The following is a 12017-nucleotide window of genomic DNA, read 5'->3' on the forward strand; positions in this document are numbered from 1 at the left end:
GTTTTCAAGTCATTCTCCAACTTAGTCTACAAACCCGGCCTTTGCTTTTACGCCTGTTTTCACCCAGGTTCGTAAGGCATCGATCGAGGTGGAAATAAGCCCGCCGAAACTCACCGTCGGTGATCGGCTGCATACCCGTCGACTCTAATCTTTTCACCGTTTCGGTAATAGCCTGATCTTCAATGGCGCGTAATTCGTCGGGTGAAATCTCTCCTTTTTTCCACTTCAGACGGTGTTCTTTTATGGCCGGTGTTCTCAGTAAACTACCGACGTGGTCGGCGCGAAATGGTGGTATCATGTTGATTTTGAGGGTTATGAGAAGTCTTGTTTGTCGTTATTTAGCCGCCATGCGAATCGCGCCATCCAGCCGGATGACTTCACCGTTCAGCATCTGGTTTTCAATGATGTGTCTGGCTAAAGCCGCATACTCGCGGGGCTGGCCCAGCCGGGGCGGAAACGGCACCTGCTGCCCCAGCGATGCTTTCACTTCATCAGACATACCCGCCATCATGGGTGTCTCGAAAATGCCGGGTGCAATCGCCATCACCCGAATACCAAACCGGGCCAGTTCGCGGGCAATGGGCAGGGTCATGGCCACGATGCCGCCCTTGGAAGCTGAATACGCGGCCTGCCCAATCTGCCCGTCGAAAGCCGCTACCGAAGCGGTTGAAATCACGACACCTCGTTCACCGTCAACCGGTTCGTTGTTCTGCAAAACGGCCGATACCAGCCGGATGACGTTGAAAGTGCCAATCAGGTTGACCGTGACGGTTTTAGTGAAATTTGCCAGCGAATGCGGCCCGTTTTTCCCCACAACCCGTTCGGCCGGACCAATACCCGCGCAGTTGATGGCACCATGCAACCCACCAAACTGGCTGTGCGCAACGGCAATGGCATTTTGTACGCTGCCTTCGTCGGTCACGTCGGTCTGGACAAACCGGGCGTTGGGACCAAGTTGACGTTCGGCCTGCTCCCCGGCGGTGGCATTAATGTCGAGCAGAACGGCGTTGCCGCCATTGTCAACGATCATCTGGGCCGTGGCCAGCCCTAAGCCCGATGCGCCACCGGTGATGAGAAAGGTTTTGTTGGTAAGGGTCATGTCGTTTGTCGTTTGTGGTTTGTGGTTGGCTGACGCACAAATACCCCGTTAAGAGTCGTGCGTCAGCCAACCACAAACTAGGAACCATACATCTTTATCACTAATTCAGGATGATTGGTCAGCACCGCCCGTTGGTTGATGCTACCTTTGCCGGTGATTTCGCCCCGGTCGAACGAAGGTACAAAGTTGGCAAAAACCGCCGTCCTGATTTGACTCGCGCTGCCACCCGTATTGATTTTGGCCAGAACGGCCAACGCCGTTTGCAGGGCTTCCAGTACGGTTGGCTGCTGACTGACTTCGGCCAGCGTCAGCGTATCTTGGTCGCAAAGCCGACGACAATGATGCAGATCCGGGAAAACAATGGCCCCGATAAACGCGCGGTCGTGGCCGGTGATAACGGCATCAGTAAAGAATCCCTGTCCCGCTTCGATCAGTTTGGCCCGTAACGTACCCACGCTGACCCAGGTACCGGTGTCGAGTTTAAAATCCTCGGCAATGCGTCCGTCGAAGACCATACCCGCGTTGGGGTCGGCGGGGTTAACGAACTTGAGCGCGTCGCCGGTGCAGTAGAAGCCCTCGTTGTCGAACGCTTTAGCGGTGGCTTCGGGGTTGCGCCAGTAGCCGGGCATCACGTTTTTGCCCCGGTAACGCACTTCTAATTTGCCGCCGTTGGGAATCAGTTTTAACTCAAAATCAGGTACGGGAACACCCAGCAACCCCGCAAAACCGCCCGCTTTGGCCGAAAACAGGGCCGACGGACTGGATTCGGTGCAGCCCAGACCGGTGGCCATCACGATCTTCTCGCCGATGGTATCCACGGCTAATTTCTCCAGCGCATCCCACGTATGCTGCGGCATATCGGCCCCGGCGTAAAAAAGCAGCTTCAGATGGCTGAAAAAATTCTCGCGCAACACTTCGTCTTGGCGCAGATACGGAATCAGATCGGCGAAACCTTTGGGTACGTTGCAGTACATGGTCGGCCGGCACTCGCGGAGGTTGGCTACCGTAGTTGCGATACCTGCCGGGGTCGGATTACCCTCGTCGATGTAGAGTGTGCCGCCGTTGTAAAGGGTCAGACCGAAGTTATGGTTGCCGCCGAAGGTGTGATTCCAGGGGAGCCAGTCGATCAGCACCAGCTCGCCGTTCTCCATGAAGGGGAACGTCTGCGTGATCTGCTGCCAGTTGGTACAGATGTTTTCGTGGGTGTTTATCACGCCTTTCGGCAGGCCCGTTGAGCCGGACGTGAACAGGATTTTTGCCACCGTATCGGGCCGGACGCGGTCGAACGCTTCGTTGACGGCCACGAACCCGTCATAATCGTCGGCTTCGGCGTTCAGCACGTCAGCCAGCAGCGTGACCGTACCCGTTGCGAGTGGATTGGCCACCACCAACACCTCGGTTTCACCCGCTAAGGCTCGCAGCGCTTTCTCATACTGCTGTCCATCCTACACGAAAATCAGGCCGGGGGTGAGCAGGTTCAGGGCGTGCCGCAGCTTGTCGAAATCAGTCGAGCGCAGTGAATAGGCCGGGGCAATCACCGAAACCGGTAATCCAATGTGCAGGGCTGCCATACTTAGCAACCCGTGCCCGTGCTCAAGGCTGTTTTCGGACAGAATGGCAATGGGTCGTTCGGGCGATACGTCCCAGCGGGCAAGGCGCATCACCCGTTCCAGCGTTTCGGCGTAGGTGAGCGTCCGCCAGGGGCCTGAACCACCCCGCAGGTCGGACCCAACCGGTTTTTTTTCGCGCTGGGCCATAAACACCCGGTCGGGCGTGTGGCTGGCCCAATGCAGCAGCCGCCCGGTCATTCGAAGCGGGTGGGGCGCGAGTGGCTGCGTAGAGCGGAGCAGAATCGTACCATCCGTACGCACGGTTTGCGCCATGTCGGGCGTGAGGGTCGCTACGGGCCGGAAGGGCATTTGTTTCAGGTCGAGGGTCGTGTTCATTGGCCTACTTTCTTTGCTTTTCCATCCAGAAATTCCTGTAGCCGGGCTTTCGCTTCGGGGACGTTCTGGGCAATGGCCGCCGTCAGCGACTCCATCATCAGCCCCTGTTCCTGCCCCGAATCCACAATGCGCGGCAGAATGTGCATGAGCGCGTAATTGGTCATTCCCGCGTTTGACGCCACTTTTTGGGCCAGTTCTATAGCCTGTTCCAGTCCGTTACCGGGTTCGGCCACGTACTGCGATAAGCCAATACTCATGCCTTCTTCGGCTCCGTACACCCGGCCGGTCATCATCATATCGGTCATGCGGGCGAGGCCAATGAGCTTCGGCACCCGCACCGACGCCCCCCCCCACAAAGATGCCGCGCTGACCTTCGGGCAGGGCGTAGAAGGTGGTGGTTTCGGCGACGCGGATGTGGCAGGCACTGGCTAATTCAAGTCCCCCGCCCACGCAGGCCCCGTGCAGCACCGCAATCACCGGTACGGTACCAAACTGCACCCGGTCGAGGGCGCGGTGCCACATGCGGGAGTGGTGCAGGCCCTGCACGGCGTCGCGCTCGGTGAGAGCCGACAGGTCGAGACCCGCGCTGAAATGGTTGCCTTCCCCGTAGATAATAGCGCATCCGATACCCGCCGGTACGTTGGAAAATACCGTTTCGATCCCCAGAATCAGTTCGTCGTTGAACGCATTGCGTTTTTCGGGCCGGTTCAGTTTGACGAGCAGAATGTTATCCCAAATATCGGTTTGCAGGGTTGTGGGCAGCATTTTTTAGATAGTTGTAAATAGGGTACGACCTGAATAGCTATCTGAAAATACCCCCAACCCCCTAAAGGGGGCTAAAACCTCCGGTCGTATATCCCCCTTTAGGGGGTTGGGGGTATTTTCAGGCAACAAAAAAATAATTTCCAGACAATCTCTGACAATCCTTTATTTTCGTGACATGGCAAAATTAAAACAGGCTTCTTTTTTAGGTAGGCTCTTCAGGATAGTTGCCCCAAAGAGCGACATTGATTAGCTGATTACTAACAATTTACGAGAAACAATAACCTGTTTCGTGGCTGAGAATAGAAAGGCGGTCCGTTGGCAGATTGAAGATTTTCATCGCAGTTTCTAACAACTCACCGGCTCGCAACGCTGCCAATGCCGCCAAGCACAGGCCCAGGGCAATCACCTGGTTTGGGGTTATCATGCCTGGATTTGCCTTCAGATGAAAGCCCGACAAGTCATGAAGAGGATGTATCAGGTTCACATCGATTTGTTGAGTAGATACCTCAAACTCGACTTAGCAAACCCTCATATTCAAGCGATTTGAGGATTTGCGTAAGTCCTATTTATATATCTTTCAATATATTTTGAAAGTACGGAAAATAAGTGCGACCTTTGGTTCATGGAATTCGCGGAAGCAAAAGCTAAATTCATTCACACCTGGGGTACCCTGGCTACTCAATGGGGCATCAATCGCTCGATGGCGCAGCTTCACGCCCTGTTGCTGGTTGCGCCGGAAGCACTCACAACCGAAGACGTGATGGAGCAACTGCAGATTTCACGCGGGAACGCCAGCATGAACTTGCGCGACCTGATGGACTGGGGCCTGATCTACAAACAACTTAAACCGGGTGAACGCAAAGAGTTTTTTATCGCCGAAAAAGACATCTGGAAAGTGGCGCGGCAGGTAGCTAAAGAACGCCGTCGCCGGGAAATCACGCCCGTTATTGAGGTGCTGAACGAACTGAAAGCCATTAACACCGACACGCCGGAAGCAGCCGAGTTCCAGCGCGTAATGACCGGCCTGAGCAGCGTAGTTGGGTTCGCTGACAATACGCTCAACGCAGTTATCAAGGCCGAAGAAAACTGGCTAATGGGTCAGTTTCTAAAGGTTTTTCGCTGATTATTTTTTACCAACATATTTCAATTATTTCTGAAATTTTAATTACATGAAAAAGCTGGTTGTTTATGACGCAAGTTGCCCGATGTGCAGACTTTATACGAAGGGGATGACATCGGCTGATAGTAGTGGTTATTTGACCCGGATCAGCAACGACGAACTAACGGACAATACTGTACTGAATCGTATTGACCAACAACGAGCCAGACACGAGATCCCCTTAGTTGATTTGGATGGGGGCGAGACGCTCTACGGCGTTGACACCTGGATTTATGCCGTTAGTCAGCGTAGTAATCAGATAGCAAAACTTCTGTCCCAAAACTGGCTTCGAACTGTTCTGCAAAAGCTCTACGGGTTCATTTCGTATAACCGCCGAATTATCATTACGTCGGCACCCAGTCGTTGGCAACTGCTGGATCTGCAACCCGACTTTCGTTTGAGCTACCGACTGGCATTTGTGCTACTGGTCATGGGATTAGTGAGCGGCCTGCATTACGCCGTCGATGGGCCGTTCGAGTGGCCAGTGTTTGCATTGCTGGGCGGGCAACTTGGCTTGGTCAGTCTGTATAGCTGGCTAACAAGACGGCCTGAATTTAGGGAAACGCTGCTCGATTATTGCGGGCACTTAGGAATGAGTTTACTGGTTGGGGGACTGGTCATGGCAATCAGCGCCTACTTCAACTGGCCTATGGGTCTGCTTGTTGGTAGTGGACTGGCAATTACCCAACACTTCATCCGCATTTATCGACTTGGGTTAAACCCTTGGCTGAGCGCCAGTTTCACCTTACTCTACCTGCTCATCATACTGTCATGAACATAGTTAGTAAAATCATTCTGGCGGGTGGCACCGGTTTCATCGGGCAGCTGCTCATCGACCATTGGCAGAATCAGCCCGTCGACATCGTTGTCCTCTCGCGCAAACCGCACCCCGATCATGATCGCGTTCGGTACGTGGACTGGGACGGCGAAACCCTTGCGGCTTGGGCAACCGAACTCGACGGAGCCGACGTACTTATCAACCTGGCGGGTAAGTCGGTCGATTGCCGCTATACCGACGAAAATAAACGGTTGATGCTGGAATCACGCACCCACTCCACGGCGGTACTGGGCGAAGCCATCCGGCAGGCCGCAAATCCGCCCAGTCTCTGGATAAATCTGGCCTCAACAACCGTCTACCGGCACAGCCTTGACCGAACAATGGACGAGTTAACCGGCGAAACGGGAAGCCTACAGCAACCGTACCGCTTTTCGGAGCAGGTTTGTCAGGCGTGGGAACAGACGCTGTGGAACGCCCCCGCGCCCCGCACCCGCAAAGTAGCCCTGCGAACCTCGCTGGTGCTGGGCGCTGAAGGCGGTGTGCTCCCGGTGTTGCGCCGGTTGGTGCGGTTAGGGCTGGGCGGGCAGCAGGGTTCCGGGCAACAGTTTGTGAGCTGGATTCACGCCACCGACTTCGTCCGAATCATTGATTTCACTATCGCTACCGACGCCGTATCGGGTGTCGTCAACGCAACGGCACCGAACCCGATCCGTAACCACGACTTCATGGCCCTGCTGCGCCGGACGCTGCATGCACCGGTGGGACTGCCCGCAACCGCATGGATGCTCGAAATCGGCGCGGTCCTGTTGCGTACTGAAACGGAATTAGTGCTTAAAAGCCGGAATGTTGTGCCAACGAAGTTGCTGGATGCGGGTTTTCAATTCGCTTTTTCAACAGCGGATGAAGCCGTAATTGACCTGACTTAAGTTCGTTAGTCCCCATTAGTGCACCACTAAACGACCTTCTATTGGGCTTTGGTTTCCACTAATGCGGTATACGTAGACTCCTCTCGGCAACGAACGCAGGTTTAATTCCAGCCTACTTCGGAAGCGCCGACGCATAACTTCGTGACCCAGCACGTCATACACTATAACTTCCAGCGGCCCCGTCAGGGTTGTCTCAATCAGGGTTTGTTCCGTAGCGGGGTTGGGGCTGATAAGTACCCTTGGATTGGCTGCTGGCGGAATCCCCAACACCTGGGTCACAACAAAGCGGGCGCTCCCCATTACCGATCCCATCCCGCATACATTGCTAAGCGAGCTAATGGTGAAGGTGCTTGTTTCGGTAAACGTAACGGGAACAATGTCCGCCGACGAATTCAATTCACTGACAACTCCATTCGACAGGGTGTACTGATACGGGGGCGTTCCACTGAAGCTCAATGATACATACGCCGTGTAGGGCTGAAGCGCGTTTGCGTCATCCCGCTGCACAATGAGGGTGTTGCCAGCCGCCGACAGGGTAGCCGTGGGCGGGCGCTGTACCACGAAGGAATCAGACGTATCGGCCGTGGACCGATTTGCGTTGGTCATTACCCGAAAGCGGTAGTTCCTGCCTTCAGGTAGCTCGGACGGAATCAGTACCTCAGCCCTGTTTGTAGCCGACGAGCCAGGCGTAACCAGATTACTAAATGAGCCGGTGTGGTCGGAGAGTTGCACCCGGTATCGGTTAGCCGCAGTCCCATTCGTCGGCACGTTGTACATTAGCTGCATGGTAGTCCCCGCGCAGACCTTGTTTTTGTCCACGGTAAGCGCAGTTACGGGTTCAACGGGCGTTATTAAGTCCGCTTCCCAAACGCCCCGGCCGTGGGTAGCCGCCCGAATGGTGCTGCCCCGGTAATCAATTTTAAGATCGTACACGGGTACGTTCGGTAGTCCGTCCCCGTAGCGTACCCATCCGGCCGTGGTGCTGTCGCGGTAGTAGATGCCCTGGTCCATCGCCACGTACATAGCGCCGGGAGTGCCTTCCTGGTGCACGATAGCCCGACCTGCCACGCGTGGCAGGTTCTCGTTGATACGGGTCCAGGTTCGGCCGTAATCAACTGACCGGGCCAGATAGCTAAGATTCTCGCTGACCCAGCGCCGGAACACCCACAGCGTGTTGGGTTGCTGCGGATGCACCGTTACGGTAAAGATCTGACCGCCTTCAACTACTTTTTGCCAGGTGCGGCCCCCGTCGGTCGTTACCCAGAATCGGTCGGCTTCCCGAACGTAGATTGTCTGTTCATCCGACGGAGCGACCCAAATGTTACTGATTTTATCGGTAAATGTGTGTACCTTCTCCCACGCCGAAGCATAATTCCGTTCGTCTTTGCGCCATAGTGTGCTGGACCCGAATAGTAACGTCTTGGTATCCTGATGGAACGCTACCGGGGTGAAAAATGAGGTGCCCTCGCCCTCCCCGCCGGGGGGTGTTAGTTGAGCCGCATTTTGGGGTGTGAAGCGAAATAGAGCACCACGCTGGTAGGTAATGTAGCGCACGTCGGGATTATCGTCGTCAAAGAAACAATGCATGCCATCGCCCCCACCCGCATCCCGCCAAGCAGTATCGGTGCGGTATTTAGTGCCGTTATCCTGCGTTCCAACCAAAATCTGGTCGGAGCGGGTAGCACCCTGGGCCATAAAGTAGATCTGCGTCGTGGCGATGCCGTTGAAGAAGGTGAACGGCTCCGGCTGAGCCGTCTTCGCAGCCGCGTATAAACCGCCATCCGTGCAGACGAAGAGCCGATTGGTGCCCGGCTGGTAGCGCAGCCCGGTGATGTCGGCATGGACCCGCCCCCGCCCATTGGTAACCTCCGTAGCCGGATCACGCCAGGTGCGTCCCCCATCCTTACTCAATAATAGCGGTACCATGCCAATGTGTAGTACATTGGTGTCGACCGGCGAAACGGATAGGGCCAGGCAATAGGAAAGCTGGGTACCATCCCGACCGCCTAACAGGTTGCTAAACGATCCTCCGGTTGGTTCAATAACGCGAACCTGTCCGGTAGCCGCGTTGAGCCGGTATAAGCCGCCGTGCTGTTCGGAGTTTTGGGTAGTCAGCAGGTAGACAAAGTCCGGGGCAGCCGCCGAAACGGCCAGTTCGGCCCGGCCATACGTCCCAACCGAGACCGTACGGGGTAACGTCAGTTGGCTGAACGTTCGTCCACCATCCGTTGACTGAAGTACTTGCTCACGACCATTTCCCGACGCGTAAATAACAGCGGGGTCGTCGGGCTTCCGTTCAATATCCCAGACGTAAACTGGTTGAATGCCCGCCGGAAGAACCGACCGCTGCCAGGTACTTCCGCCATCCACCGAATATACTAAACCCGACGTACACCCTACCAGCACCTGCTGATCATCCGTTGGGTTGAGACTGATGACCTGCCCACTCGCTGTAGTAGCCAGGCCAAACGGTCGAAACGCCCAGGTAATGCCCCCATCCGTTGATTTGTGCAATCCGTACGAAGCCACGCCGTTTTCTACTCCCGTGGGGGCGTAATACCTGCTGGTTACGAACACGGTCTCCGGGTTGTTGGCCGAAACGGCTACGTCCGTCAGGGCTAAGCTGGAAGCATCGTCCCAAAGCGGTCGCCAGGTTTGGCCACTATCATTGGTTTTCCAAAGGCCCCCGTGACTGCTCCCCGTACGGCCGGGGGCGGCTACATAGATAACACCGGCGTTTGTGGGATGAAAAGCAACGGCTCCCACCCGGCCAATGCCACTGCCGCTCGTCTTTTCGTTTGCCGTTAAGCCAGACGGTCCCAGTTCACGCCAGCGCGTTGTTGCAGCCCGGTGGCTATTGCCCACCAAAGCCGTTGGCTGAGTTGCCTGGCGAAACCGGTTTAACTCAAGCGGCCAGGGGGCGGGGTCGTAGCGACCGTCGGGGCCGAGGTGGCGCACTATCCAGTCTTCCCACCAGTAAAACTTTGCTTCGTCTTCATTTTCTTCAAATTCGGGGATAGGCAATCCCTGCCGCCGAGCCTTCCGGGCGGCCTTTCGGTTCGTCCGCTCCCGCGCTTCACGCTGCTGTTCAAACGCACGCTTCACGTCGCTGTATCGCACACCCGGATCGGCCATTAGCTGCTGGTAATCCGGGCGTTGGGCGCGGGCGGCAGACGATGCCAGCCCTAACAGGAGTATAACCACTAATTTTCTGCTCATAACAGACAGATTATAAACTTACTCCTTCAGAAAACTCACTACGGCCTTGGCAAACTCAGGGGTGCTCATGGCTCCACCGTGCGTTCCCGGCACAATGACCAGCCGGGCACCGGGCACTGCGTCGGCCAGTTCTTTAGGGTTACCATTGTCGAGGTCCTGATCGCCGTTGACCACCAGCAGCGGCACCCGGAGTTTGCCCAGTTCAGCCCGGCTCGTTGTTGGCTGAAACTCCTGCATACGCGCCAGCGCCACGGTGTCGGCCCCGCTCTTTTTGGCGTAATCGACGGCCCCCTGCAACTCGGGGTGGCTGCCGGGTTTGGTCAGGGCTTCGTGAAAGTTTTTGCGCCGATACCAATTCGGGTCAGTAAAGTCAGCACTCATGCCGCCCATCACGGCCTGGTGTACCTGTTTGTCCATCGTCAGCAGTTTGGCCGTCAGGATGGCCCCGCGCGAATAGCCCACAACATCGTAATTAGTCAAATTCAAGTGCTTCATCAGGGCCAACACGTCCTTTAGCTCCGCATTGTCGCGGTACGCTTCGGCGGTATGCGGCTTGTCGGAGCGGCCATTGCCGCGCAGGTCGAGCGTTACTACTTTGAAGCCCGCGTCGGCCAATGCCTGCCGGACGGGAGCGCGTTTCCAGCTTTCGCCGTTGGTAATGAACCCGTGCAACAGGACAACGGGCTTACCCTCACCCAGCACGTCGTAGTGGATCCGGGTGCCGTCGAACGAGGTGAACAGCGGGTCGCGGGTAGTTTGGGCGAGGATGCTTCCTGACAGAAGAAAACCGACAATGAACAGGAGTGGCTTCATAGAGCGTAGTAACAGCGGTTTGGGCTTTTTACATAAGTCCAATCGCCGGTGGTTTTACCCCTCGTAAAACTTGACGCCTTTCTCCCGCAAGAAACCTTTTATTACATCGACGTGGACGCACTGACCGACGTTTAGAAATGGGTAGTTGGACACGTTGCGTTTGCGCCCGTTGACCATCACTTCACGGTCCTCGATGTCGAAGCCAAGATGGAGGTGGCGCGTGGCCGACTGCATTCCGTAGATCAGCCCGTTGATGTCGAAAAGCGGGCCGCCACTCTGCCCGCGCAGACCGGGCGTGCTCATTTCGATGCCGGTGATGCCCCCGTTTTCGCTGAGCAGACGCGTTACGATGCCATCGATAGGAAAGCGGGGCGAGGTGATTCGGCCGGTGTTCGTCCACTCGATGTCATCGGTGGCGGGATTGTACCGGAAATTGGTGAATTCGGGAAACGGATAGCCTAATCGGCACAGGCTCCGGCCAGGCTTCACCCGGCTGCTGTCGCCGAGAAAGGTGGCGTAGGAACGATAAAGCGATGGACCGTAGCCGTCGAAACGAAGCAGCGCCAGGTCCTGCGTCGGATGCAGATCGACGGTTAGTTTGGCGTCGTTGCTGCACCCCACAAAGTAGTTCTGGATGCGGATGATGGTTTCGGACTGAAGCTTGAATTTCACTTCCAGTTGGCTGATGCGCTGGGCGGCATCTTTCTCGCGCTGAACATCCCGGCGGGCACCCTGAAAACTCAGGTAGTTCTGGTAAATTGTGTCGGCTTTAACAACGAGTTCGGCTACGTGTTTGCAGGTGACGGCGCAACCATGTTCGTTCACAAAAAAAAGGGTTGCGCTGCCGGGAACAACATCACTGTGGCCATAGAGCCGGACAATGGAATGAAGCGGACGGGTAAAGGGATCAATGCGCTCAATGGCGTCAACAAACATAAAATCAGGTATCAGTCGGTGAGTTAATGAGTTGGTCAGTCAGCAGGGCCGCAAGTTAAGCATTGACCGCCTACTGACCGACTCACCAGCTGCCTTCACTTCTTAACCTTCACGTTTACCTGCGCCGGAACCACCGCCCCCGGTACACTATCGACGGGAGCCTGCTGGGGCGCATCCATGGCCGACGAATTGAGCGTGTCGCCCTGCCGACCCATGAACGAACTGTCGGCCGTAGCGGCCGATGATTCGCTGCTGGTTTCTTTTTTCTCGCCCTGGCAGTTCAGGAGCGACAGGCTGGCAATGGTCAGCATGGTGGCCAGCAGCCCATTTTGGAACGATGTTCGGGTCTTGTTTATCATGGTTTTCATTGGTTGAG

At 55.9% G+C, this 12017-nt stretch carries 14 protein-coding genes; 3 read left to right on the forward strand and 11 right to left on the reverse strand.

The annotated features are described in order from the left end of the window. Positions 1 to 4 precede the first annotated feature (4 nt). The 7 genes from ACYVHB_RS23825 to ACYVHB_RS23855 form a co-directional block, all read right to left on the reverse strand. On the reverse strand, positions 5 to 298 hold the full coding sequence (locus ACYVHB_RS23825) for a hypothetical protein (RefSeq protein ID WP_461054315.1): 294 nt from the start codon (positions 296 to 298) through the stop codon (positions 5 to 7). Between the two features lie 36 nt (positions 299 to 334). Next, complete coding sequence (locus ACYVHB_RS23830; RefSeq protein WP_461054316.1) at positions 335 to 1099, reverse strand: 3-hydroxyacyl-CoA dehydrogenase; 765 nt, start codon at positions 1097 to 1099, stop codon at positions 335 to 337. A gap of 77 nt (positions 1100 to 1176) precedes the next feature. Beyond that, positions 1177 to 2484 carry an AMP-binding protein gene (locus tag ACYVHB_RS23835; protein WP_461054317.1) on the reverse strand — a complete coding sequence of 436 codons (1308 nt, stop codon included), beginning with the start codon at positions 2482 to 2484 and terminating at the stop codon, positions 1177 to 1179. Between the two features lie 60 nt (positions 2485 to 2544). Then, positions 2545 to 3045: a hypothetical protein gene (locus ACYVHB_RS23840; RefSeq protein WP_461054318.1), complete on the reverse strand. Its 501-nt coding sequence runs from the start codon at positions 3043 to 3045 to the stop codon at positions 2545 to 2547. Continuing rightward, the gene (locus ACYVHB_RS23845; RefSeq protein ID WP_461054319.1) at positions 3042 to 3302 is read right to left on the reverse strand and encodes a hypothetical protein; all 261 of its coding nucleotides are present in this window, start codon (positions 3300 to 3302) and stop codon (positions 3042 to 3044) included. Before ACYVHB_RS23845 ends, ACYVHB_RS23840 begins: the two co-directional genes overlap by 4 nt. Next, positions 3262 to 3810: an enoyl-CoA hydratase-related protein gene (locus ACYVHB_RS23850; protein WP_461054320.1), complete on the reverse strand. Its 549-nt coding sequence runs from the start codon at positions 3808 to 3810 to the stop codon at positions 3262 to 3264. The genes ACYVHB_RS23845 and ACYVHB_RS23850 overlap by 41 nt, the downstream gene beginning before the upstream one ends. 265 nt (positions 3811 to 4075) lie before the next feature. Continuing rightward, entirely contained in the window at positions 4076 to 4294 is a 219-nt protein-coding gene (locus ACYVHB_RS23855; RefSeq protein ID WP_461054321.1) for a hypothetical protein, read from the reverse strand. Positions 4295 to 4432: 138 nt separating this feature from the next. Between ACYVHB_RS23855 and ACYVHB_RS23860 the strand changes: the two genes are divergently transcribed. The 3 genes from ACYVHB_RS23860 to ACYVHB_RS23870 are packed head-to-tail and all read left to right on the forward strand — an operon-like array spanning position 4433 to position 6673. After that, positions 4433 to 4933, forward strand: a complete 501-nt coding sequence (locus tag ACYVHB_RS23860) for a GbsR/MarR family transcriptional regulator (RefSeq protein WP_461054322.1) — start codon at positions 4433 to 4435, stop codon at positions 4931 to 4933. A 46-nt stretch (positions 4934 to 4979) separates the two neighbouring features. Next, positions 4980 to 5744 (forward strand): thiol-disulfide oxidoreductase DCC family protein, encoded by a 765-nt coding sequence (locus ACYVHB_RS23865; protein WP_461054323.1) that lies wholly within the window; start codon positions 4980 to 4982, stop codon positions 5742 to 5744. Continuing rightward, on the forward strand, positions 5741 to 6673 hold the full coding sequence (locus ACYVHB_RS23870; protein ID WP_461054324.1) for a TIGR01777 family oxidoreductase: 933 nt from the start codon (positions 5741 to 5743) through the stop codon (positions 6671 to 6673). The genes ACYVHB_RS23865 and ACYVHB_RS23870 overlap by 4 nt, the downstream gene beginning before the upstream one ends. Positions 6674 to 6688: 15 nt before the next feature. Here the strand turns inward: ACYVHB_RS23870 and ACYVHB_RS23875 are convergent, their stop codons facing one another. The 4 genes from ACYVHB_RS23875 to ACYVHB_RS23890 all read right to left on the reverse strand — a co-directional run bounded on the left by ACYVHB_RS23875 (position 6689) and on the right by ACYVHB_RS23890 (position 12000). Then, entirely contained in the window at positions 6689 to 9892 is a 3204-nt protein-coding gene (locus ACYVHB_RS23875; RefSeq protein WP_461054325.1) for a T9SS type A sorting domain-containing protein, read from the reverse strand. Between the two features lie 18 nt (positions 9893 to 9910). Then, the gene (locus ACYVHB_RS23880) at positions 9911 to 10705 is read right to left on the reverse strand and encodes an alpha/beta fold hydrolase (protein ID WP_461054326.1); all 795 of its coding nucleotides are present in this window, start codon (positions 10703 to 10705) and stop codon (positions 9911 to 9913) included. A 54-nt stretch (positions 10706 to 10759) separates the two neighbouring features. Next, the gene (locus tag ACYVHB_RS23885) at positions 10760 to 11641 is read right to left on the reverse strand and encodes a S1 family peptidase (RefSeq protein ID WP_461054327.1); all 882 of its coding nucleotides are present in this window, start codon (positions 11639 to 11641) and stop codon (positions 10760 to 10762) included. Between the two features lie 95 nt (positions 11642 to 11736). After that, positions 11737 to 12000 carry a hypothetical protein gene (locus tag ACYVHB_RS23890; RefSeq protein WP_461054328.1) on the reverse strand — a complete coding sequence of 88 codons (264 nt, stop codon included), beginning with the start codon at positions 11998 to 12000 and terminating at the stop codon, positions 11737 to 11739. Positions 12001 to 12017: the final 17 nt, after the last annotated feature.

Source organism: Spirosoma arcticum (assembly GCF_054779955.1).

What these genes read in the sequence shown, in the direction of transcription:
- ACYVHB_RS23825 (WP_461054315.1), bottom strand. Translation starts at nt 298, where the DNA reads ATGATACCACCATTTCGCGCCGACCACGTCGGTAGTTTACTGAGAACA.
- ACYVHB_RS23830 (WP_461054316.1), bottom strand. Translation starts at nt 1,099, where the DNA reads ATGACCCTTACCAACAAAACCTTTCTCATCACCGGTGGCGCATCGGGC.
- ACYVHB_RS23840 (WP_461054318.1), bottom strand. Translation starts at nt 3,045, where the DNA reads ATGAACACGACCCTCGACCTGAAACAAATGCCCTTCCGGCCCGTAGCG.
- ACYVHB_RS23845 (WP_461054319.1), bottom strand. Translation starts at nt 3,302, where the DNA reads ATGAGTATTGGCTTATCGCAGTACGTGGCCGAACCCGGTAACGGACTG.
- ACYVHB_RS23850 (WP_461054320.1), bottom strand. Translation starts at nt 3,810, where the DNA reads ATGCTGCCCACAACCCTGCAAACCGATATTTGGGATAACATTCTGCTC.
- ACYVHB_RS23860 (WP_461054322.1), top strand. Translation starts at nt 4,433, where the DNA reads ATGGAATTCGCGGAAGCAAAAGCTAAATTCATTCACACCTGGGGTACC.
- ACYVHB_RS23865 (WP_461054323.1), top strand. Translation starts at nt 4,980, where the DNA reads ATGAAAAAGCTGGTTGTTTATGACGCAAGTTGCCCGATGTGCAGACTT.
- ACYVHB_RS23870 (WP_461054324.1), top strand. Translation starts at nt 5,741, where the DNA reads ATGAACATAGTTAGTAAAATCATTCTGGCGGGTGGCACCGGTTTCATC.
- ACYVHB_RS23875 (WP_461054325.1), bottom strand. Translation starts at nt 9,892, where the DNA reads ATGAGCAGAAAATTAGTGGTTATACTCCTGTTAGGGCTGGCATCGTCT.
- ACYVHB_RS23880 (WP_461054326.1), bottom strand. Translation starts at nt 10,705, where the DNA reads ATGAAGCCACTCCTGTTCATTGTCGGTTTTCTTCTGTCAGGAAGCATC.
- ACYVHB_RS23885 (WP_461054327.1), bottom strand. Translation starts at nt 11,641, where the DNA reads ATGTTTGTTGACGCCATTGAGCGCATTGATCCCTTTACCCGTCCGCTT.
- ACYVHB_RS23890 (WP_461054328.1), bottom strand. Translation starts at nt 12,000, where the DNA reads ATGATAAACAAGACCCGAACATCGTTCCAAAATGGGCTGCTGGCCACC.